This is a genomic window from Streptomyces sp. NPDC056128, assembly GCF_042263835.1.
In the GTDB taxonomy this organism is placed as follows: Bacteria; Actinomycetota; Actinomycetes; order Streptomycetales; family Streptomycetaceae; genus Streptomyces.
In genome coordinates this window covers 158,910-178,587 of sequence record NZ_JBHJVQ010000010.1, presented here as the reverse complement: position 1 = coordinate 178,587, position 19,678 = coordinate 158,910, and the positions used below count along the sequence as shown (strand labels likewise).

21 protein-coding genes are annotated in these 19,678 nt (G+C 73.7%); 12 read left to right on the top strand and 9 right to left on the bottom strand.

Annotated features, from left to right (window positions below; genetic code table 11):
• Window positions 1-64: 64 nt before the first annotated feature.
• Window positions 65-538, bottom strand: a complete 474-nt coding sequence (locus ACFC1X_RS21190) for a helix-turn-helix domain-containing protein (RefSeq protein ID WP_361355632.1) — start codon at window positions 536-538, stop codon at window positions 65-67.
• A gap of 102 nt (window positions 539-640) precedes the next feature.
• Here ACFC1X_RS21190 and ACFC1X_RS21185 point away from each other — a divergent pair, with 102 nt between their 5' ends.
• On the top strand, window positions 641-1,810 hold the full coding sequence (locus tag ACFC1X_RS21185; protein ID WP_376355800.1) for a thiolase family protein: 1,170 nt from the start codon (window positions 641-643) through the stop codon (window positions 1,808-1,810).
• A 7-nt stretch (window positions 1,811-1,817) separates the two neighbouring features.
• Here ACFC1X_RS21185 and ACFC1X_RS21180 read toward each other — a convergent pair whose 3' ends face one another.
• Window positions 1,818-2,606, bottom strand: coding sequence for a TVP38/TMEM64 family protein (locus ACFC1X_RS21180; protein WP_376355798.1), 789 nt, complete (start codon window positions 2,604-2,606; stop codon window positions 1,818-1,820).
• Between the two features lie 391 nt (window positions 2,607-2,997).
• Between ACFC1X_RS21180 and tuf the strand changes: the two genes are divergently transcribed.
• Together tuf and ACFC1X_RS21170 are read left to right on the top strand one after the other, a co-directional pair.
• Window positions 2,998-4,167 (top strand): elongation factor Tu, encoded by a 1,170-nt coding sequence (tuf, locus tag ACFC1X_RS21175; RefSeq protein ID WP_376355797.1) that lies wholly within the window; start codon window positions 2,998-3,000, stop codon window positions 4,165-4,167.
• Between the two features lie 99 nt (window positions 4,168-4,266).
• Window positions 4,267-5,112 (top strand): spermidine synthase, encoded by an 846-nt coding sequence (locus ACFC1X_RS21170; protein WP_376355795.1) that lies wholly within the window; start codon window positions 4,267-4,269, stop codon window positions 5,110-5,112.
• Window positions 5,113-5,119: 7 nt separating this feature from the next.
• On the opposite strand, the gene ACFC1X_RS21165 is transcribed toward ACFC1X_RS21170, so the two are convergent.
• Together ACFC1X_RS21165 and ACFC1X_RS21160 are read right to left on the bottom strand one after the other, a co-directional pair.
• Window positions 5,120-6,139 (bottom strand): hypothetical protein, encoded by a 1,020-nt coding sequence (locus ACFC1X_RS21165; protein WP_376355793.1) that lies wholly within the window; start codon window positions 6,137-6,139, stop codon window positions 5,120-5,122.
• Between the two features lie 104 nt (window positions 6,140-6,243).
• On the bottom strand, window positions 6,244-7,146 hold the full coding sequence (locus ACFC1X_RS21160) for a hypothetical protein (RefSeq protein ID WP_376355920.1): 903 nt from the start codon (window positions 7,144-7,146) through the stop codon (window positions 6,244-6,246).
• Window positions 7,147-7,230: 84 nt separating this feature from the next.
• On the opposite strand from ACFC1X_RS21160, the gene ACFC1X_RS21155 reads away from it, so the two are divergent.
• A complete protein-coding gene (locus ACFC1X_RS21155) occupies window positions 7,231-7,668 on the top strand; it encodes a DUF4442 domain-containing protein (RefSeq protein ID WP_376355918.1) in 438 nt (145 codons plus the stop codon).
• Window positions 7,669-7,750: 82 nt separating this feature from the next.
• Window positions 7,751-8,374: a DedA family protein gene (locus tag ACFC1X_RS21150; RefSeq protein ID WP_376355791.1), complete on the top strand. Its 624-nt coding sequence runs from the start codon at window positions 7,751-7,753 to the stop codon at window positions 8,372-8,374.
• 64 nt (window positions 8,375-8,438) lie between these two features.
• Here the strand turns inward: ACFC1X_RS21150 and ACFC1X_RS21145 are convergent, their stop codons facing one another.
• Window positions 8,439-8,975, bottom strand: coding sequence for a gamma carbonic anhydrase family protein (locus tag ACFC1X_RS21145; RefSeq protein ID WP_376355789.1), 537 nt, complete (start codon window positions 8,973-8,975; stop codon window positions 8,439-8,441).
• A 107-nt stretch (window positions 8,976-9,082) separates the two neighbouring features.
• Between ACFC1X_RS21145 and ACFC1X_RS21140 the strand changes: the two genes are divergently transcribed.
• Window positions 9,083-9,889, top strand: coding sequence for an acyltransferase (locus tag ACFC1X_RS21140; RefSeq protein WP_360889311.1), 807 nt, complete (start codon window positions 9,083-9,085; stop codon window positions 9,887-9,889).
• Window positions 9,890-9,918: 29 nt separating this feature from the next.
• Here the strand turns inward: ACFC1X_RS21140 and ACFC1X_RS21135 are convergent, their stop codons facing one another.
• Window positions 9,919-10,776 carry a DMT family transporter gene (locus ACFC1X_RS21135; protein ID WP_365640647.1) on the bottom strand — a complete coding sequence of 286 codons (858 nt, stop codon included), beginning with the start codon at window positions 10,774-10,776 and terminating at the stop codon, window positions 9,919-9,921.
• 142 nt (window positions 10,777-10,918) lie between these two features.
• Here ACFC1X_RS21135 and ACFC1X_RS21130 point away from each other — a divergent pair, with 142 nt between their 5' ends.
• Complete coding sequence (locus ACFC1X_RS21130; RefSeq protein ID WP_376355788.1) at window positions 10,919-11,491, top strand: helix-turn-helix domain-containing protein; 573 nt, start codon at window positions 10,919-10,921, stop codon at window positions 11,489-11,491.
• Window positions 11,492-11,534: 43 nt separating this feature from the next.
• Window positions 11,535-12,092 carry a YbaK/EbsC family protein gene (locus ACFC1X_RS21125; RefSeq protein WP_376355787.1) on the top strand — a complete coding sequence of 186 codons (558 nt, stop codon included), beginning with the start codon at window positions 11,535-11,537 and terminating at the stop codon, window positions 12,090-12,092.
• Between the two features lie 3 nt (window positions 12,093-12,095).
• On the opposite strand, the gene ACFC1X_RS21120 is transcribed toward ACFC1X_RS21125, so the two are convergent.
• Complete coding sequence (locus ACFC1X_RS21120) at window positions 12,096-13,145, bottom strand: cation diffusion facilitator family transporter (RefSeq protein WP_376355785.1); 1,050 nt, start codon at window positions 13,143-13,145, stop codon at window positions 12,096-12,098.
• 88 nt (window positions 13,146-13,233) lie between these two features.
• Between ACFC1X_RS21120 and ACFC1X_RS21115 the strand changes: the two genes are divergently transcribed.
• Window positions 13,234-13,593, top strand: a complete 360-nt coding sequence (locus tag ACFC1X_RS21115) for an ArsR/SmtB family transcription factor (RefSeq protein ID WP_376355783.1) — start codon at window positions 13,234-13,236, stop codon at window positions 13,591-13,593.
• A 9-nt stretch (window positions 13,594-13,602) separates the two neighbouring features.
• On the opposite strand, the gene ACFC1X_RS21110 is transcribed toward ACFC1X_RS21115, so the two are convergent.
• Window positions 13,603-14,826 carry a 4-hydroxybenzoate 3-monooxygenase gene (locus ACFC1X_RS21110; protein WP_376355782.1) on the bottom strand — a complete coding sequence of 408 codons (1,224 nt, stop codon included), beginning with the start codon at window positions 14,824-14,826 and terminating at the stop codon, window positions 13,603-13,605.
• 168 nt (window positions 14,827-14,994) lie between these two features.
• On the opposite strand from ACFC1X_RS21110, the gene ACFC1X_RS21105 reads away from it, so the two are divergent.
• The 3 genes from ACFC1X_RS21105 to ACFC1X_RS21095 all read left to right on the top strand — a co-directional run bounded on the left by ACFC1X_RS21105 (window position 14,995) and on the right by ACFC1X_RS21095 (window position 19,099).
• Window positions 14,995-16,446 (top strand): hypothetical protein, encoded by a 1,452-nt coding sequence (locus ACFC1X_RS21105; protein ID WP_376355780.1) that lies wholly within the window; start codon window positions 14,995-14,997, stop codon window positions 16,444-16,446.
• A gap of 83 nt (window positions 16,447-16,529) precedes the next feature.
• Window positions 16,530-17,810 carry an AAA family ATPase gene (locus ACFC1X_RS21100; protein WP_376355778.1) on the top strand — a complete coding sequence of 427 codons (1,281 nt, stop codon included), beginning with the start codon at window positions 16,530-16,532 and terminating at the stop codon, window positions 17,808-17,810.
• Window positions 17,807-19,099, top strand: a complete 1,293-nt coding sequence (locus tag ACFC1X_RS21095; RefSeq protein ID WP_376355776.1) for a VWA-like domain-containing protein — start codon at window positions 17,807-17,809, stop codon at window positions 19,097-19,099. The genes ACFC1X_RS21100 and ACFC1X_RS21095 overlap by 4 nt, the downstream gene beginning before the upstream one ends.
• 48 nt (window positions 19,100-19,147) lie before the next feature.
• Here the strand turns inward: ACFC1X_RS21095 and ACFC1X_RS21090 are convergent, their stop codons facing one another.
• The gene (locus ACFC1X_RS21090; RefSeq protein ID WP_161329755.1) at window positions 19,148-19,555 is read right to left on the bottom strand and encodes a CoA-binding protein; all 408 of its coding nucleotides are present in this window, start codon (window positions 19,553-19,555) and stop codon (window positions 19,148-19,150) included.
• Window positions 19,556-19,678: the final 123 nt, after the last annotated feature.

Below are 19,678 nucleotides of genomic sequence, written 5' to 3'. Positions count from 1 at the left end.
GGCTGTGCCGAGGGGCAGCGTAGCGCCCCAAAGTGAAGTCCGGCCCACAGGGGTGGAAGGGCTCCTAGGCGGCCGTCGGGCCCGTCACGGTCCAGCCGTCGGCCTGCGGATGGGCGGTCAGGTCCTCGTGCCGGACGGTGTCGCCGCAGGCGCGGCAGGTGATCCGCGGGACCAGTTCGCTGCCGCAGATGTGCTCGATCACCATGGGGCGGTCGTCGTCCGCGCGCAGGTGCCGGTCGCCCCAGGCCATGAGGGTCATCAGCACCGGTTCCAGCTCAAGGCCCGCCCGGGTCGGCCGGTACTCGAAGCGCTGCGGGCGCTCGCTGTACGGCTGCTTGGTCAGGATGCCCGCGTCGAGGAGCCGCCGCAGCCGGGTGGCGAGGATGTCGCGCGGGGCGCCGGTGTTGCGGACCAGCTGGTCGAAGCGGCCGTTGCCGAGGCAGACCTCGCGCAGGACGAGCAGGGAGTACTTCTCCCCGACGAGCGCCAGGGTGTCGGCGATCGAGCAGGGGCGCGGGTTCTTGGGGGCGGCGGCCATGACGCCCAGCATAAGGGAGGGTTTGCTTTTCCAACTCGCAGGACTAGAGTGAGTCCAGAAATCCTACTCACTGGTAGTCGCCGGCAGCCGGAGGCCCGCAGCATGCGTGAAGCAGTCGTCGTCGAAGCCGTACGCACCCCGATGGGCAAGGGCAGGCCGAACGGTGCCCTCGCCCACGTCCACCCCGTGGAACTCCTCGCGCACACGCTGCGCACCCTCGTCGAGCGGTCCGGCGTCGACCCGGCGCTGATCGACGACGTCATCGGCGGCACCGTCGACCAGGTCGGCGAGCAGGCCATGAACACCACCCGCTACGCCCTGCTGTCCGCCGGCTTCCCCGAGTCGGTGCCCGCGACCACCGTGGACCGGCAGTGCGGCTCCTCCCAGCAGGCCGTCCACTTCGCCGCGCAGGGCGTCCTGGCCGGGGCGTACGACCTGGTCGTCGCCTGCGGGGTCGAGTCGATGAGCCGCGTCCCGATGTGGTCGAACGTGCCGGCCGGCACCGATCCCTTCGGCCCCGGCGTCGCGGCCCGCTACCCGGAGGGACTCGTCCCGCAGGGCATCAGCGCCGAACTGATCGCCGCCAAGTGGTCGCTCTCCCGGGAGCGGATGGACGCCTTCGCCGTCTCCTCGCACCGGAAGGCCGCCGCGGCCTGGGAGTCGGGCCGCTTCGACGCCGAGATCGCGCCCCTGGACGGTGTCTCGCGCGACGAGTGCGTACGCCCCGCGAGCAGCGTGCAGGTCCTCGCCGGTCTCCGGCCCGCCTACCACGACCCGGCCTTCGCCGAGCGCTTCCCGCAGATCGAGTGGAACGTCACCGCGGGCAACGCCAGCCCGGTCAACGACGGCGCCTCGGCCGTGCTGATCACCTCGGCCGAGACCGCCGCCCGCCTCGGCCTGCGCCCGCTCGCCCGCCTGCACAGCTTCGCCGTCACCGGCTCCGACCCGCTGCTGATGCTGACGGGCGTGATCCCCGCCACCGAGAAGGTGCTGCGCAGGGCGTCGCTCTCCCTGGCGGACATCGACCTGTTCGAGGTCAACGAGGCGTTCGCGAGCGTGGTGCTCGCCTGGCAGCAGGAGACCGGCGCCGACCTCGACAAGGTCAACGTGCACGGCGGGGCCATCGCGCTGGGCCACCCCCTCGGCGCCAGCGGCACCCGCCTGACCACCACCCTCGTCCACGCCCTCAGGGAGCGCGGAGCGCGCTACGGACTCCAGGCCATGTGCGAGGCGGGCGGCCTCGCCAACGCCATGATCCTGGAGGCCGTGTAACGCGCCGTCAGCGTTCGCGCAGCCGGTGCCGCTTGCGCCAGGCTACCGCCGCGCCCGCAAGACCCGGCAGGGCGATGCAGGCCAGCGCGATCAGGAAGGCCGGAGAGGTCGGCGTCGAGGCGCGGGCCCCGGCGACGACGTAGGCGGCGGTGTTGGGGATGGACCCCAGTCCCGTCGCCAGGAGGAAGGGGAGCAGGCCCATGCGGGAGACCGCCGCGCAGTAGTTGGCCGCGGCGAACGGCACCCCGGGGAACAGCCGGGCCGCCAGCATCGAGCGGAAGCCGTGCCGGCTGAGCTGCCCGTCCGCGGCCTTCAGCCACTTGCCCCGCAGCAGCGGACGCAGCGCCTCCTGGCCCAGCACCCGGCCCAGGCAGAAGGCGATCCCGGCGCCGAGCACCGTACCCGCCAGCGCCGAGGCGAGGCCGAGCTGCGAACCGAACAGCGCACCCGCGGCCAGGTTCAGCAGCGGACGCGGCACGAAGGCGACGGTGCACAGCCCGTACGCGACCGCGTAGGCGACGGCCGCCGCGGCTCCGCCGAGCTGTGGCGGCCAGCCGTCGGTGAGCAACTGCTGCGGCTGGAAGAGCAGGACCGTGGTCGCGGCCGAGGCCAGCAGGGCGACGAGCAGGGAGAGCCGGGACCACGGGGAGAGCAGGACTCTGGTCACGCGGGCGGCGAACCCGGTCGGTGCGGCCGGTGGGACCGGCCCGCCGGCGGTGGCGACGGCGAGCTCCGTTGCGGCGGCCCGGGGAGTGACCGTGGCGGTGCCCCCAGAGCGGGTGGTGGCATCGAGCATCCGGTGACACTAACCGACAAATGTGTGTGATCGCCGTATGGAGTGTCTCACGGGCGTCACAGCCGAGTGAATCCCCGCCCCGCACCCTGCCGGTTCCGCCCTGTTCAACACGCCACTGCGCGCACCCTCGTTCTCTCAAAAACCACTCTCAAAAACCATTCGACGTGGAACAGGGCGTCGGCGAAGATCTGCCTCATGTTCCGGTACGCCTTCCACCTCGCAGCATCCGCCGTCGCGGATGCGCCGAAGGCTGCCGTCCTCTTCTTCTTCCCGGCCGCCGCCGACGGCGCCCGAAGCTGACCCTCCCCGGACACTCCGGCGGACCCCCCAGGGGGAGGGTCGGCCGGACACCGGGGTCCCCACCACCGCCACGAGGCTTCGAGGTACCGCCATGTCCAAGACGGCGTACGTCCGCACCAAACCGCATCTGAACATCGGCACGATGGGCCATGTCGACCACGGCAAGACCACCCTGACCGCCGCCATCACCAAGGTCCTCGCCGAGCGCGGCGCCGGCACGTTCGTGCCGTTCGACCGCATCGACCGCGCCCCGGAGGAGGCGGCGCGCGGCATCACCATCAACATCGCGCACGTCGAGTACGAGACCGACACCCGGCACTACGCGCACGTCGACATGCCCGGCCACGCCGACTACGTCAAGAACATGGTCACCGGCGCCGCCCAGCTCGACGGGGCGATCCTCGTCGTGTCCGCGCTGGACGGGATCATGCCGCAGACCGCCGAACACGTCCTGCTCGCCCGGCAGGTCGGCGTCGACCACATCGTGGTCGCGCTCAACAAGGCCGACGCCGGGGACGAGGAGCTGACCGACCTCGTCGAACTGGAGGTCCGCGAGCTGCTCACCGCGCACGGCTACGGCGGCGACTCCGTGCCCGTCGTGCGGGTCTCGGGACTCAAGGCCCTGGAGGGCGACCCCCGGTGGACGGCGTCCGTCGAGGCGCTGCTCGACGCCGTGGACACGTATGTGCCCATGCCCGAGCGGTACCTGGATGCGCCGTTCCTGCTGTCGGTGGAGAACGTGCTCACCATCACCGGCCGCGGCACGGTCGTCACCGGCGCGGTCGAGCGCGGCACGATCCGCGTCGGCGACCGGGTCGAGGTGCTCGGGGCGTCCGTCGAGACGGTGGTCACCGGCCTGGAGACCTTCGGCAAGCCGATGGAGGAGGCCCAGGCCGGGGACAACGTCGCGCTGCTGCTGCGGGGTGTCGGTCGCGACGCCGTGCGCCGGGGGCACGTGGTCGCGGCGCCCGGCAGCGTGGTGCCCGCGCGGCGTTTCTCGGCGCGGGTGTATGTGCTGTCGGCGCGGGAGGGTGGGCGTTCGACGCCCGTCGCCACGGGGTATCGGCCGCAGTTCTACATCCGTACGGCTGATGTCGTCGGAGACGTCGACCTCGGGGAGGTGGCCGTCGCCCGGCCCGGTGACACCGTCACGATGACGGTCGAGTTGGGGCGGGAAGTGCCGTTGGAGACCGGGCTCGGGTTCGCCATCCGTGAGGGTGGGAGGACCGTGGGGGCGGGAACGGTGACGGCCGTCGGGTGAGTGCCCCTTGATGTGGGTGGGGGACTGCGGGGCCGTTGTGGCTGGTCGCGCAGTTCCCCGCGCCCCTTTGGGGCGCTTGTGCGCAGGCACAATGGAATGGTGAACGAAGCCATACCCGTAAGCCGCGTCACCGATCACGGCGCCGCCAAGCTCATGCCCGACGTCGACCGGCGGCGGGCCTGGCTGCTCACCGTGGACGGGGCGCCGCAGTCCTACGTCGACCTGGACGAGCCGGCGCACCTGGAGTTCGAGTACACGCGCCGGCTCGGCCACGTCCTGGACACCGTCGCCGAGCCGGGCCGCGCGCTGGACGTGCTGCACCTCGGCGGCGGCGCGTTCACCCTGCCGCGGTACCTGGCCGCGACCCGGCCCGGCTCGCGCCAGGACGTCGTGGAGGCGGACCGGGGGCTTTTGGACCTGGTCGCCGAGCACCTGCCGCTGCCGGACGGCGCGGACATCACCGCGCACGGCGCCGAGGCCCGCGTCTGGCTGGCCGCCGCCCCCGCGGACTCGGCCGACGTGCTGGTCGCCGACGTCTTCGGGGGCTCACGCGTGCCGGCGCAGCTGACCTCCGTCGAGTACGCCCGCGAGGCGGCACGGGTGCTGCGCGCCGACGGCGTGTACGTGGCCAACCTCGCCGACGGGGCGCCGTTCGGCTTCCTGCGCGGCCAGCTGGCCGGGTTCGCCACGCTCTTCGAGGAGCTGGCGCTGATCGCCGAACCGGGGGTGCTGCGCGGGCGCCGGTTCGGCAACGCGGTCCTCGTCGCCGCGGGCCGGCCCCTTGACATTCCGGCGCTGGCCCGGCGCACCGCCGCCGACGCCTTCCCGGCCAGGGTCGAACACGGGGCGGCCCTGCGGGACTTCATCGGCGGCGCGCTGCCGGTGCATGACGCGGACGCCGTACCGTCGCCCGAGCCTCCCGCCGGGGCGTTCGGCATCGGCTGAGCGGCGCCTACGACTCGGTCGGCGGTTCCTCGGTGAGCCGCACGGTGCTGAGGATCTTCTGGATCGTCGCCTCCGGGACCTCCTCGTCGACGCCCTTGGCGCCGTACAGGTTCCAGGTGACGAAATCGCCCGCGCTGTTCTTGAACGCGAAGGTGATCGCCTTGCCCTCGGTGTCGCACTTGCCCTTCTGGGGCGTGCCCTGCGAGTACGCGGTGATGACGCTGCCCTTGATGCCGGACGTGGTGGTGTACGCCTTCGGCTTGCCGTACTTCACGCTCTTCTTGTCCGGCTGCGTGTAACCGCCGTAGATCCACCACGGCACCCGCGTCTCGGCCGCCTGGTCGGTGTCCTTGGCGCCGCTCTCACCACGGGTACCGGTGGTCGCGAGGGAGGTGCTCTCCTTGCGGCCGTCCTTGTTCTCGTCCGTGGTGCACCACTCGGACTTGAGGTAGGCGGGGGCGGTGACCGTCGTGCGGTCGGTCTTGCCCTTCTCCTCCCACTCGAAGCCGACGCTGGTGTCCTTGCTGTCGATCTCCCAGTCCGCGGGCACGTCGAACATGGTGCCGAAGCGCGGGTTGGCGACGACCTTCCAGCCGTCGACGGTCGCCTCCAGCCCGTCGCCGCCGCGCGGATTGTCGTCGGAGCCGGACGCGCTCGGATCCGTGGACGGGGTCTCGGACTTGTCCGCGGACGCGCTCGCGGACGGCTTCTTGTCCTTGCCGTCGTCCGCCTGGTCGTCCTTGTCGCCGCCGAGCACCAGGAACCCGGTGACACCGGCGGCCACCACCACGGCGAGGGCCGCGACGATCGCGACCAGCTTCGTCCGGTTCCCGCCACCGCCACCGCCCGGCGACGGCTGCGGCGCCCCGGCGGGCTGCGGCGCCCCCCACTGCTGTTGCCCGTACTGGCCGGGCTGCTGCTGGTATCCCGGCTGCTGGTAGGGATTCGGCTGTTGGTACCCCGGCTGCTGGTACGGATTGTTCTGCGGGTTCTGCTCGCCCCCGGGCGGCTGCTGTCCTGGCCACATGAGCAGTCACCCTAATGCCGCCCAGGACACGATTCGGTCACCGGGCCTTGTCAGGGACGTACCGAAGTGCGGAAGGTTCGTCCCCGCTTGCACACACCGCCTCCTCAGGAGTCGGCCGGGGTGTACTCCCTGACGGTGGCGAGGATCCTGCGGACGGTGGCGTCGGGCACCTCGTCGGCGACGTCCGCGGGGCCGACGAACGACCAGGAGACGAAGTCGCCGTCCGCGGACTCGAAGGCGAAGGTGGTCGCCTTGCCGTTCACCTCGCACTTGCCCTTCTTCTCCACCCCGGACGACCGGGAGGTGGCGACGCTGCCCCGGACGCCGGAGGAGGTGGTGAAGGACGTCACCGGTCCCGTCGAGACCTTCTCCCGGTCCGGCTGGGTGAAGGAGCCGTAGACCCAGTCCGCCGAGTCCTTGCGGGCGATCTCCTCGGTGCTCCGCGCGCCGTTGTTGCCCCGGGTGCCCGCACTGGCCAGCGGCATGTAGTCGACCGAGCCGTCCCGGTCGCCGTCCGACCCGCACCACTGCTCCTCAAGGACGGCGGGGGCCTTCATGGCGACCAGCGGCTTCTCGTCGGGGTCGTCGTCGTCCGCGACGTAGGTGACCCACGTGGGCGACTGGCGCACCCAGGAGGCCGGTACGTCGAAGGCGATGCCCTGGCCGGGATTGGCGACGACGTTCCAGCCCGCGACGGTCGGCTTGAGGTCGTCGTCGCCACCGCGCGGGTCGTCGGCGGGGGACGCGGCCGGTGAGGAGGCGGTGGGGTCGGGCCGGGCCACTTCGTCCTCGCCGCTGCCCAGGAGGACGGCCCCGGTCACGGCGGCGGCGACCACGACGGCCACGGCGGCGACGATCGCCACCACCTTCGTACGGCCGTTGCCGGGCCCCCGGCCGGGCGGTCCGCCGGACGTGACCGTGGGGGCGTTCCAGGGCGCGGGCTGCTGGTACGGGTTGGGCTGCCGCGGGTCCGGTCCGCCGGTGGGTGACTGCTCTCCTGGCCACATGGGCGCACAGCATACGACGATCTTCCAAGCAGCCTGGCCCTGGATGCTACTCACGGGTAACCTACCCTCATGAGCGCAGATCAGATGTCGATCGGCGAGTTGCTCGCCGCCACGGTGCCGATGGTCAGGACCCTGAACCTCGAGTACCTGGAGACCACCCCGGAGAAGGCCGTCCTGGCCCTCCCGGACCAGAGCGAGTACCGCAATCACGTGGGCGGACCGCACGCCGGGGCCATGTTCACCCTGGGCGAGTCGGCCAGCGGCGCGATCGTGCTGGCCGCCTTCGGGGACCAGCTCTCCCGGGCCGTACCGCTGCCGGTCACCGCCGAGATCGCCTTCAAGAAGATCGCGCTCGGCCCGGTCACCGCCACCGCGACGCTCGGCCGCCCCGCCGCCGACGTCGTCGCCGAGCTGGACGCCGGGAACCGCCCCGAGTTCCCGGTCAGCGTCGCCATCCGGCGCGAGGACGGCGCGGTGACCAGTGAGATGACCGTCATATGGACCCTGCGTCCCAACAGCTGACCTCCCGCGAACCGGTAGGCTTCCCGGGTGCGCCTCGGCCGAGGCGCACCCGGGAACAGGTACGCGAAGCGGAGGATGCGCGTTGCACGTCCAGGAGTGGCTCGACACGGTGCCCGCGGTGGCCGTGTACGCCGTCGTCGGACTGGTCATCGGTCTGGAGAGCCTGGGCATCCCGTTGCCCGGTGAGATCATCCTGGTGTCGGCGGCCCTGCTGTCGTCGCAGCACGGCGGCATCGACCCGCTGGTCCTCGGCGCCTGTGCCAGCGCGGGCGCGGTGATCGGCGACTCCATCGGGTACGCGATCGGCCGCAAGGGAGGCCGGCCCCTGCTGGCCCGGCTGGGCCGCAAGTTCCCCAAACACTTCAGCGAGGGGCACATCGCCACCGCCGAGCGGTCCTTCCAGAAGTGGGGCATGTGGGCCGTGTTCTTCGGCCGCTTCGTCGCCCTGCTGCGCATCTTCGCGGGCCCGCTGGCCGGTGTGCTGCGGATGCCGTACTGGAAGTTCCTGATCGCCAACGTCCTCGGCGGCATCGTCTGGGCGGGCGGCACCACCGCCGTCATCTACTACGTCGGAATCGTCGCCGAATCCTGGCTGAAGCGCTTCTCCTGGCTGGGCCTGGTACTGGCGGTCGTCATCGGCGTGACCTCCATGCTGGTCCTGAAGAAGAAGGCAAAGAACGCCCAGCCTCTTTCTGCCGCCGAGTAGAAGCGCGCCCCAAAGGGGCGCGGGGAACTGCGCGACCAGCCACGAACCACCCGCACCCGGCCTCCTACCGAACCTCCCCCAACGCGCCCCGATGCTCCCCAGCCAGCGCCGCGTACATCGTGCCGTTCAGCGTCACCCCCTGCCGCTCCTCCTCCGTCAGCTCCCGCCTGACCTTCGCCGGCACCCCCGCGACCAGCGAGCCCGGCGGCACCCGCATCCCCTGCGGCACCAGCGCCTGGGCCGCGACCAGCGAACCCGCGCCGATCACCGCGCCGTTGAGGACCGTGGCACCCATGCCGATCAGGCAGTCGTCCTCGACGGTCGCGCCGTGCACCACGGCGTTGTGCCCGATGGAGACCCGCTCGCCGACCGTGACGGGGAAACCGGGGTCGGCGTGCAGCGTGCAGTTGTCCTGGACGTTGCTGTCCGCGCCGACGGAGATCCGCTCGACGTCGCCGCGCAGCACCGCGCCGTACCAGACGCTCGCCCCGGCGTGCAGTGTCACGTCCCCGATGACCGAGGACGTCGGTGCCACGAAGGCCCCCGCGTCCACCTTGGGCTCCTTGCCGGCGATGCCCGTGATCAGCGCCTTCTGCGTCATCTCCGCCTCCTGTTCGGGTGATGTACGGCACCGTACGCCACCCGGTGGGGTGAAGATCACAGCACTCCGCGGTCATGGCCGCACCGCCCGCCGACTACCGTGAGCGGGTGCCCAAGCGCAAGAACACGTTCTCGTCCTGGCGGAGCCGCCTGGCGCAGCGGGCCGTCCACGCGGGCTGGGCCTGGGTGCAGCGCACCGGCTCCGTCACCGCCGCGCACCCCGGACGCTTCCGCTTCGGCGCGCTGGGCACGGGCACCCGGCTCGCCTTCCCGCTCGGCACGGTCTTCGGCGAACCCTGGATCCACGTCGGCGCCCACTGCATCATCGGCGAGCAGGTCACGCTGACCGCCGGGCTCATGCCCGACCTCGACCTCGGTCCCGAGCCGATCCTGCGCATCGGCGACGGGGTCGTCCTCGGCCGCGGCAGCCACGTCATCGCCGACACCACCGTCACCATCGGCAGCGACTGCTACTTCGGCCCGTACGTCTACGTCACCTCCACCAACCACTCCTACGACGATCCGCACCAGCCCATCGGCAAGCAGTGGCCCCGGATGGACCCGGTCGAGATCGGCCCCGGCTGCTGGATCGGGACCGGCGCGGTGATCCTGCCCGGCGCGCGGATCGGGCGGAACGTGGTCGTGGCCGCCGGCGCCGTGGTCCGGGGCACCGTCCCCGACCACGCCGTGGTGGCGGGCGCCCCCGCCAAGGTCGTACGGCGCTGGACCCCCGCCGAGGGCTGGCAGCCGCCGCTGCGGACCCCGGCCCCGGTGCCGATTCCCGACGGGGTCACGCCGGGACAGCTGCGGGAGTTGTCGGGGCTGGACGGCGAGGCGCTGGCCAGGCTGGCGGAGCTGGACGACGACCGGCCGGAGGCGACGGGCAGGCTCGCGGAACCGGCCGCCGAGAGCTGAGCGTTCGCCCCGACCGCGCGGCGGCCGGGTCAGCCCGTGGCCAGCAGCAGGGTGCCCACCAGGGCGAGGCCCGCGCCCGCCGCCTGCACGGCGCGCAGCCGTTCGCTGAGGAACCCGCGCGCGGCCAGCGCGGTCACCACCGGATACAGGGAGGCCAGCACCGCCGCCACCGTCACCGGGCCGTGCTGGGCGGCGATCGAGTACGTGCCGTTGGCCGCGACGTCGGCGAGCCCCACGAAGCCCAGCGCGGGCAGCGAGCCCCAGGGGAAGCCCTCCGGCGGCAGCGCGGGGGCGCCACGCCGGACGGACACCCACAGGGCCAGTCCGCCGGCGGCGACGTTGGTGACGCGCTGGACGAACAGGGCGAGGAAGAGGCCGGTGAGCGTGGTCGACGCCTCCGCGATCAGGGCCATCACGGCACCGAACCCGAAGGCCGCGACGAGAGTGAGGGCGACCGTCCGCCGCTGCACCGGCGCGCCGCGCAGCTGCGGACCGCCGGCGAGCACCACGCCCGCGACGGCGACCAGGATGCCGGCGAACTGCGGCAGCCCGGGACGTTCGCCGAGGGCGAGGCCCACGCCCACCGGGACGGCCACGCCGAGCGAGCCCAGGGGCGAGACGACGCCCATCGGGCCCAGGGCGAGCGCCTTGTAGAAGGCGAGCATCGCCACCGGACCGACCAGACCGGCGGCGACCGCGAACCAGAGGTGCGCGGACGCCTCGCTCCAGGCGCCGGTCGCGGCCACGATCGCGCCGAGGACGACGACCGCGACCGACTGGGAGACGACGACCACCGTGAGCGCGGGCGTGCGCCGGGTCAGTACCCCGCCGCCGAAGTCGGCCATGCCCCACAGGAGGCTGGTGGCCAGGGCGAACAGCGCTGTCATGATCCGGTCGCCTCGCAGTACAGTTCGGTGAACCTTCGGGTGCAGCAGACCATAGTTCACTGGACTGCACTGCGTCATCCAAAATAATGCACGAAACGGTGCGCGAAACGGTGCACGAACTCATGAAGGCAATGGACGGAACGTGGCGGACCTCGACCTGCTGACCCAGTCCCTGGCGCGCAACGTCAAGCGCTGGCGCACCGAGCGCGGCTTCACCCTGGAGGCACTGGCCGCCCGCGCGGGCGTCAGCCGCGGCATGCTCATCCAGATCGAGCAGGCCCGCACCAACCCCAGCCTGGGCACCGTCGTGAAGATCGGCGACGCGCTCGGCATCAGCATCACCACCCTGCTGGACTGGGAGCAGGGCCCCAAGGTCCGCGTCGTCCCCGCCGAACAGGCGGTACGCCTCTGGCACACCGACGCCGGCAGCTTCAGCAGGCTGCTCGCCGGGGTGGAGGCGCCCGGGCCGCTGGAGATGTGGGAGTGGCGGCTGATGCCGGGGGAGAGCAGTCCCTCCGACCCGCACCCCACCGGCACGGTCGAGATGGTGCACGTCACGACCGGGGAGCTGACCCTCACCGTCGACGGGGCGGCGCACAGCGTCCCGGCCGGCGCCAGCGCCTCCTTCGAGTCCGACACCCCGCACACGTACGGCAACGAGGGCGCGGAGCCGATGGAGATGATCATGGCGGTGTCGGTGCCGCCCGTCCGCTGAGACGGCCGTCCCACGAGCCGGTCGCTGTTGTTAGCGTGCGGCCATGCACGCACCCATCGGGAACTTCGACAGCGCCACGCCCGCACCGGACTGCCTCGACGAGCTGACCCGCCCCGTCGCCGACGCCGTACGCCACTGGCGCGGCGGCGTCCCCGCCGAGCAGATCGTCTACGTCGACACCGACCCGGAATGGGCCGACACCGCCACCTTCGTCGAGCACTACGGCCGTGACCTGCTCGAACGCTCCGCGAACTGCGTGGTGGTCACCGGCAAGCGGGCCGGCGGCAACACGCTCGCCGCCTGCCTGGTCCTCTCCATGACCCGCGTCGACGTCAACGGCGTCGTCCGCCGTCACCTCGGCGCCCGCAAGGCGTCCTTCGCCCCGATGGACACCGCGACCGGCGAGACCGGCATGGAGTACGGCGGCATCACCCCGGTCGGCCTGCCCGGCGACTGGCCCCTGCTGGTGGACTCGGCCGTCGTCGACCTGCCCTACGTCCTCGTCGGCAGCGGACGCCGGCGCGGCAAGCTGCTGGTGCCCGGCAAGGCCTTCGCCGAACTGCCGGGCGCCGTCGTCCTGGAGGGGCTGGGCGTCGCCTGACCGTCACCCCGGCGCGTGGTGGGCCAGCGCCAGATGCGGGTCCGCCTCGCCCGGCACCGGTGCCGGGTCGGCGTGGACCAGCGCGGCGGTGAGCCGCGGCACGGCGTGCAACAGGGCGTGCTCGGCCTCGACGGCGATGCCGTGGGCCCGGCGGACGGTCGCCTCGCCGTCCACGACCAGGGCGACCTCGGCGCGCAGCCGGTGCCCGACCCAGCGCAGCCGCAGCTCACCCACCCCGCGCACGCCGGGTACCTCGCGCAGCACCTGTTCCGCCCGGTCCACCAGCGCCGGATCGACGGCGTCCATCAGGCGCCGGAACACCTCGCGCGCCGCGTCCCGCAGGACCAGCGTGATCGCGGCCGTGATCGCCAGCCCCACCAGCGGGTCGGCGAGCTGCCACCCCAGCGCCGCGCCGCCGGCGCCCAGCAGCACGGCCAGCGACGTGTAGCCGTCCGTCCGCGCGTGCAGCCCGTCGGCGACCAGCGCCGCCGAGCCGATCTCCCGGCCCACCCGGATCCGGTGGCGGGCCACCCACTCGTTCCCCGCGAAGCCGACCAGCGCGGCCGCGGCGACCGCCGGGACGTGCGCGACCGGACGCGGGTCGAGCAGCCGGTCCACCGCCGTCCAGGCCGCGAGGACCGCGGACGCGGCGATCGTCAGGACGATCACGATGCCGGCCAGGTCCTCCGCCCGCCCGTAGCCGTAGGTGAAGCGCCGGGTCGCCGCGCGGCGGCCCAGGACGAAGGCGATGCCGAGCGGTACGGCGGTCAGCGCGTCGGCGGTGTTGTGCACCGTGTCGCCGAGCAGGGCCACCGACCCGGAGACCGCCACCACGGCCGCCTGGACGAGCGCCGTGGCGCCCAGCACCGCCAGCGACACCCACAGCGCGCGCAGTCCGCGGGCCGAGGACTCCAGGGCGGAGTCCACCTTGGCGGCGCTCTCGTGGGAGTGCGGGGTGAGCCGGTGCGCGAGGCGGCGCCACCTGCCGACGGGGGAGTGGTGGGCGGTGTGGGGGTGGCCGTCGTGGGGGTGCTGCCGGTGCGGGTCGCTCACGGGGTGCCCCTTCCGGTGGTCCGGTGTCGGTGTCCGGTGGTCGGTGCGGTGGGTGGACGCGTGACGCCCACGGCGCCATTATGTGCGTATGAGCGCACGCATGCACCTGTCAGCTGCGGACGATGCGCACCCGCGCACACCGGGCGAGGAGCAGTTCGCGCTCGCCGCCGAACTCCTCGCCCTGCTCGGCGACCGCACCCGCCTGACCCTGCTGCACGCCCTGACCGACGGCGAGGCCGACGTCACCACCCTCACCGAGGCGTGCGACGCGGCCCGGCCCGCGGTCAGCCAGCATCTCGCCCGGCTGCGGCTCGCGGGGCTGGTGAGCACCCGCAAGGAGGGGCGCCGGGTCGTGTACACGCTGCGCGACGGGCATCTGCGCCGCCTGGTGGACGAGGCGCTGAACGTCGCCGACCACCGGCTCGGCGACCGGCCGCTGCACGACTGACCGGCGGCCTCAGCCGCCGGTCCGCACGCCCAGGTAGCGCTCGGCGAACTCCGCCGCCGCGACCGGCGAGTCGAACAGGCGGCGCAGCCTGGCCAGCGCCGCACCCGCGCGGTACGGGTCGCCCGACGCCGTGCCGTGGTACACCTCCGACAGCCACTGGGAGAACTCCTGGTAGTCCCAGGCCCGGGCGAGGCACGCCCGCGCGTACCCGGACAGCCCGGCGTCGTCGCCCTTCGTGAAGTGCGCCGCCAGCCCGTCGCCGAGCAGGAACGCGTCGTGCAGGGCGAGGTTCAGTCCCTTGGCGGCGATGGGCGCCGTCAGGTGCGCCGCGTCCCCGGCCAGGAAGAGACGGCCGAAGACCATGGGTTCGACGACGTAACTGTGCATGTCCAGGACCCGCCGCTCGATCAGCCGCCCCTCCTGGAGCGGCGGTGCGCCGGCCGCGCCCAGGCGCTCCCGCAGCTCGGTCCAGACCCGGTCGTGCGACCAGTTCTCCGGGTCGTCCCCCGGCGGGCACTGGAGGTAGTAGCGGGTCACCTCGGCGCTGCGGGGCATGTGGCCGGCGAAACCGCGCGGGTGCATGCCGAACACGACGCAGTCCGAGGACGGCGGCGCCTCGGCGAGCAGCGCCAGCCAGCCGACGCCGTAGTCGTGCCGGGCGAGCCGGGCCCGCTCCGGGGGCAGCGACGCCCGCGTCACCCCGCGCGCCCCGTCGCAGCCCGCCACGAAGTCCGCCTGAACGCAGCGGCGTTCACCGGATTCGGGGCACACGTACGACACCGAGGGTCGGTCGGACTCCGGCTCGTGCAGGCGTACGTCCCGGACGCCGAACCGGATCTCACCGCCGCGCACGTCCGCGTACTCGCGCACCAGGTCCGTCACCAGGAACTGCTGCGGATAGACGAAGTGGTGCTGCCCCGTCAGTCCGGTGTACTCGAACCGGTACCGCTCCCCGGCGAACCGGAACTCGCACTCGGTGTGCGTCTGCGCCCGCCCCAGCAGGGTCCGCGCCAGCCCCCGCCGTTCCAGCCCGCGTACGGCCCATTCCTCGATGACCCCCGCGCGGGGCCGCCGTTCGATGAACTCACGGGTCTCGGTCTCCAGGACCAGACAGTCGACGCCCGCGGCGCGCAGGATGGCGCCGATGGTGAGGCCGGCCGGTCCGGCGCCCACGACGACGACCGAAAAGCGCTGCGCGGAGGCTGAGTTGGAGTGGGGGGAAGGTGCGGTCACGCGCACATTATGTGGGCGCCCGGACGCCCTCGGGAACGGCCGTGGGGCCTTCGTCCCGGGGTGCCGGAAAATCCCTGGCCGGTCGGGGCCGGCGGTGGCTATGCTCCCCGCGATGACTACTCCTCCTCCAGGCAGATTGGGGGACCCGTCCGCGCAAGGTGAGTGCTGATGCCCACTCACTTCGCGAACGGAGCCTCCGACTCCCGCCTCTCCTTCTGGCGGCGCGTGCGTGAGTACGCCGTGCCGCCCGCCATGATCGAGACCGCGACCGTCCGCCGCCGTGCCGGGGACTGGGCGGGCGCGTGTGCCGCCGCGGCCTTCGACGTCGACCTCGATCTGCGGTCCGTGGCCCGCGTCCACGGCCACGACCTCGCCACCCGCGTCCGGGCCGACCTACGCCGTCTCGCGCCCGACCTGCTGCGCTGGCACATGCCCAGAATCGCTCCGGACGGGCTGGTGCGCCCGGGCCTGACGTGCACCCTGGCCCGGTACGACGGGGCGGGCCGCGACGGCGCCGGTGCGGTGCACCTCGTGGTCCGGACCCCGCCCGCCTGGGCGGCGGGCGGCCAGCGGATCAGCCTGGCCCTGTGGGACGGCCACGGCCCGGGCACTGGCGCCGCACGGCACCCGCACCCCCGTCCCCGCCGCCGGTTCCGGCTCGACCTGCACCGCCATCTGTGGGACGCGCGCCGGGCCGGTGAGCTTCGGGTCCGGTCGGGTGCCGACCTGCCGCCCGGTGCCGACCCGCCCGATCCGCAGGGGGCGACGGAGCCGCCGATGCGTCCCTGCGCCGTCGACCGGTGGGCGGCCGAGGCGGACCTCCTGCTGCGCGCCGAGGGACGGACACCGGGCGGCACGGGTACCGGCGCCCGTGGCGTCGTCGTGCGCATCGGTGCCGGGCGGTGGCTCGTCCTGGAGCCGGACCCGGACCCGGACACGGGGGCCGACGGCCGCGGTGCCTTGGGCGCCCTGCGGATCGGCTCGGCCCCCACACGCGGCGGCGCCCTGTCCGCACTGCCGGTACTGCCGGACGCGGCGACCTGGGTGCCTCCCGACCTGGAACTGGTCCGCGCCGGTGCGATCGGGGCCGGGCAGCTGCATCCGCTGGTCGCCCCCGCGCTGCTCCCGGACCACGGGCCGGCCCTCCCGCCCCCGCCCTCGTTCCCGGGCCCGGCGCTTTCGGCGGGACCACGCGTCGTGGACTGCCGGGGCGCCCGGCACCGGATCGGCCTGGTCGACGGGGTGCTGGCGGCGCTGGACCACGACCCGGCCGAGATCCGCCGGGAAGAACTGCTGGCCGCGCTGACCGGAACCCCGCTGCCCTGCCTCCAGGTCATCGACGAGGCGCACCGCCGCCCGGAATGCCTCCCCGACATCCGTGAACGCCTGGACCACGGCGACACCGCGGGCGCCCTCGCGGCCGTGGAGAGCCTCCTCGGCCCCGGCGCACGCCTGCGCGAGGGCGCCCTGCGGGACGAACTGGAGGCCGCCGCCGAACGGCGGATCGCCCACGGCATGTTCCGCGCGGGCCTCGACGCACCCGCCGCCGGGCGCGTCGGCCCGCACCGTGAACGTCCCCGCGAGGGCCGGTTCCGCCCGCGCCAGGCCACCTTCGGCTGACCACGCCGGGCCGCGCCTTCCCGCGGGCGGCAAGGCGCACTCCCGCTCTCCACCGACGACCCTCGACCCTCAGGTGATGCCACATGACGACGTACGCACCCCTCTCCTCCGTCCCTCCCCTCGCCGCCGCGCCCTCGCAGCTCGACGTAGCCGGGGAACTGCTGACCCTCCTGCGCGACGCGACCACCGAGCCGAGGCCCGACACTCAGCTGGAGTCCCTCACCCTGGCCGTGGCCGCCGACCTGCCGGTGCTGCTCTGGGGAGAGCCGGGGATAGGAAAGACCGCCGCCCTCACCCAGTTGGCCGCCGCCCTGGACCTCCCGCTGACCACCGTGATCGCCAGCGTGCACGAGCCGTCCGACTTCTCCGGACTGCCCGTCGTCGGCGACGACCCCGCGGAACAGGGCGTTCCCATGGCCCCGCCGGACTGGGCGGTGCGCCTGGTACGGGCCGGGCGGGGACTGCTCTTCCTCGACGAGCTGTCCACCGCGCCGCCCGCGGTCCAGGCCGCGCTGCTCCGCCTGGTCCTCGAACGGCGGATCGGCGCCCTGCGGCTGCCGCCCGGGGTGCGGATCGTGGCCGCCGCCAACCCGCGGTCCTCGGCGGCCGACGGCTGGGAGCTGAGCCCGCCGCTGGCCAACCGGTTCGTCCATCTCCAGTGGACCCACGACCACGACGTCGTCGTACGCGGACTCGGCGGGACCTGGCCCCGGGCGACGCTGCCGAGCCTGGCCCCGGACCGGCTGGCCGAGGCCGTGCGCCACGCCCGCCGCGCGGTGTGCGAGTTCCTCACCGCCCGCCCCGGCCTCGTACACCGGCTGCCCAGTGGCGAGACCCGCAGGGGCGGGGCCTGGCCGTCGCCGCGCAGCTGGGAGATGACCCTGTGCCTGATCGCCTTCGCGACCGCCGCCGGCTCCTCCAGGGAAGTCCTCTCGCTGCTCGTGCGGGGCACCGTGGGGGACGGCCCCGGGCTGGAGCTGATGGCGTTCGTGGACCGCATGGACCTCCCTGACCCGGAGACGCTGCTCGCCGACCCCGCCGGGGCGGAGCTGCCCGAACGGGGCGATCTGCGGCAGGCCGTGCTCGACGGTGTCGTGGCCGCCGTACGCAAGCGGCCGTCCAAGGCCCGCTGGGACGCGGCATGGGCGCTGCTCGCGCGGGCGATGGAGACCGGTGCCCCGGACGTCGTGGTCGTCCCGGCGACCACGCTCGCCTCGCTGCGACAGCAGGACTGGGACGTGCCGGCGTCCATCGACCGGCTCGCCGGAGCCATGTCCCTGTCCCGCCGCGCCGACCGGGCGGCGGACCGGGCGGCGGACCGCGGGGCGGGGCGGGTCGCGGGCGGCTCGGAGGCGGGCCGATGAGCACGGGCACCACGGACGACGCCGTGTATTCCGAGGCCGGGCACTCCCGGGTGGAGCTCGACCTCGACAAGCTCTTCGCCGCCCGGCTGCAAGCGGCGCGGGCGCGGCCCTACCTGGCGACCGCGTTGTTCGCGTTGCACGTCGTCCCCTCGCTACGGGTGCCGACGATGGCCGTCGACCGGTACTGGCGGTGCTACGTCTCGCCGGTCTTCGTGGACCGGACGCCCGTGGAGGAACTGGCCGGCGTCTGGGTGCACGAGGTGTCCCACCTGCTGCGCGACCACCACGGGCGCAGCGACCGGGTCGCGCGCGAGCGCGGACTGAACGGCCCGGCGGAACGGCTGCGGATGAACATCGCCGCCGACTGCGAGATCAACGACGACGTGTTCGGCGACGGCCTGGTCCAACCCGAGGGCGCGGTCCAGCCGTGGCTGCTGAGACTGCCCGCCGGGCAGCTCATGGAGGACTACCTGCGCCAGTTCCGGCTCGGGCGGCTCACCGAGAGCCTGGCCTGGCTGGACTGCGGCAGCGGCGCCGACGGCCTCGAACGGGAGTGGGACCTCGGGCCGGACGGCGCGGACGGACTCAGTGAACAGGAACGGGACGCGGTGCGCTTCCGGGTGGCCCGCGGCATCAACGCCCGGCCGGGCCGCGCGCCGAAGGGGTGGCAGCGGTGGGCGGAGGAGGTCTTCCATCCGCCGCAGCCCTGGCGGGAGCTGCTGGGGGCGGCGGTCCGCTCGGCGACCTCCTCGGGCGGTGCGGGCGAGGACTACACGTACGGCCGGCCGTCGCGGCGCTCGGCCGGCACGCCCGGCGTGGTGCTGCCGAGCCTGCGGCGCAGGCCGCCCCGGGTCGCCGTGGTCATCGACACGTCCGGGTCGGTCAGCGACGCCGAACTCGGCAGCGCGCTCCTGGAGGTCGCCGCGATCGCCCGCGCCGTCGGAGGCCGTCGCGACCTGGTCAGCGTGGTGCCCTGCGACGCGGTGGCCCGGGTCGCGCACACCCTGTGCCGGGCCGAGGGGATCCCGCTGGTCGGCGGCGGCGGTACGGACCTGCGCACGGGCTTCGCCAAGGCCCTGCGGGCGCGTCCCGCGCCGGACGCGGTGGTCGTCCTGACCGATGGACAGACCCCCTGGCCGGACGCCCGCCCGCCGTGCCGGACGGTGGTGGGCCTGTTCCCCCGGGAGCGGACGTCGGTGGACGAGGAGAACCCCGAGTACGTCCCGGACTCGCCGCCCGACTGGGCGCGGGTGGTGGTCATCGAGTCGGGCCCGGCCGGGGGCCGGTGATCACGGGCCACGCGCCCGCGGGTGTCAGCCGTGTCCCGCCGGACGGCGTCAGCCCAGTCGTGGGATCTCGATGGCCGGGCAGCGGTCCATGACCATCTCCAGGCCCGCGGACCGGGTCCGTTCGTACGCCGCCTCGTCGATCACGCCGAGCTGGAACCACACCGCCCGGGCACCCTTCGCGACCGCCTCGTCGGCGACCGGGCCGGCCAGGTCGCCGTTGACGAAGACGTCGACGACGTCCACGTCGAAGGGGATGTCGGCGAGGGAGGCGTACCCCTGCTCGCCGTGCACCGTCTCCGCCTTGGGATGCACGGGCACGACGCGCTTGCCGAAGCGCTGAAGCACCTCGGCGACGCCGTACGCCGCGCGCTGCCGGTTGGACGAGAGGCCCACCACGGCCCAGGTGTCTCCCAGCTCGGTGAGGATCTTGCGGACTGCTGCCTCGTCGCCGTACACCGGCGGCCTCCTTCGGCTCCTGGGCGACCCGCGTGTCGCGTCTCCCGGTCGGGTCAACGGAGCGCGGGGAGCCGAGATTCCCCGCGCGGCGCGGGAGCGGCGAGCGCGCCCCCTGTGCGTCAC

Bases quoted from the DNA above. Each gene is read 5' to 3' on its own strand.
- ACFC1X_RS21160 (WP_376355920.1), bottom strand. From the start codon at position 7,146: ATGTGGCCAGGAGAGCAGTCACCCACCGGCGGACCGGACCCGCGGCAG.
- ACFC1X_RS21095 (WP_376355776.1), top strand. From the start codon at position 17,807: ATGAGCACGGGCACCACGGACGACGCCGTGTATTCCGAGGCCGGGCAC.
- ACFC1X_RS21100 (WP_376355778.1), top strand. From the start codon at position 16,530: ATGACGACGTACGCACCCCTCTCCTCCGTCCCTCCCCTCGCCGCCGCG.
- ACFC1X_RS21105 (WP_376355780.1), top strand. From the start codon at position 14,995: ATGCCCACTCACTTCGCGAACGGAGCCTCCGACTCCCGCCTCTCCTTC.
- ACFC1X_RS21115 (WP_376355783.1), top strand. From the start codon at position 13,234: ATGAGCGCACGCATGCACCTGTCAGCTGCGGACGATGCGCACCCGCGC.
- ACFC1X_RS21190 (WP_361355632.1), bottom strand. From the start codon at position 538: ATGGCCGCCGCCCCCAAGAACCCGCGCCCCTGCTCGATCGCCGACACC.
- ACFC1X_RS21155 (WP_376355918.1), top strand. From the start codon at position 7,231: ATGTCGATCGGCGAGTTGCTCGCCGCCACGGTGCCGATGGTCAGGACC.
- tuf (WP_376355797.1), top strand. From the start codon at position 2,998: ATGTCCAAGACGGCGTACGTCCGCACCAAACCGCATCTGAACATCGGC.
- ACFC1X_RS21145 (WP_376355789.1), bottom strand. From the start codon at position 8,975: ATGACGCAGAAGGCGCTGATCACGGGCATCGCCGGCAAGGAGCCCAAG.
- ACFC1X_RS21125 (WP_376355787.1), top strand. From the start codon at position 11,535: ATGCACGCACCCATCGGGAACTTCGACAGCGCCACGCCCGCACCGGAC.
- ACFC1X_RS21165 (WP_376355793.1), bottom strand. From the start codon at position 6,139: ATGTGGCCAGGACAGCAGCCGCCCGGGGGCGAGCAGAACCCGCAGAAC.
- ACFC1X_RS21180 (WP_376355798.1), bottom strand. From the start codon at position 2,606: ATGCTCGATGCCACCACCCGCTCTGGGGGCACCGCCACGGTCACTCCC.
- ACFC1X_RS21135 (WP_365640647.1), bottom strand. From the start codon at position 10,776: ATGACAGCGCTGTTCGCCCTGGCCACCAGCCTCCTGTGGGGCATGGCC.
- ACFC1X_RS21185 (WP_376355800.1), top strand. From the start codon at position 641: ATGCGTGAAGCAGTCGTCGTCGAAGCCGTACGCACCCCGATGGGCAAG.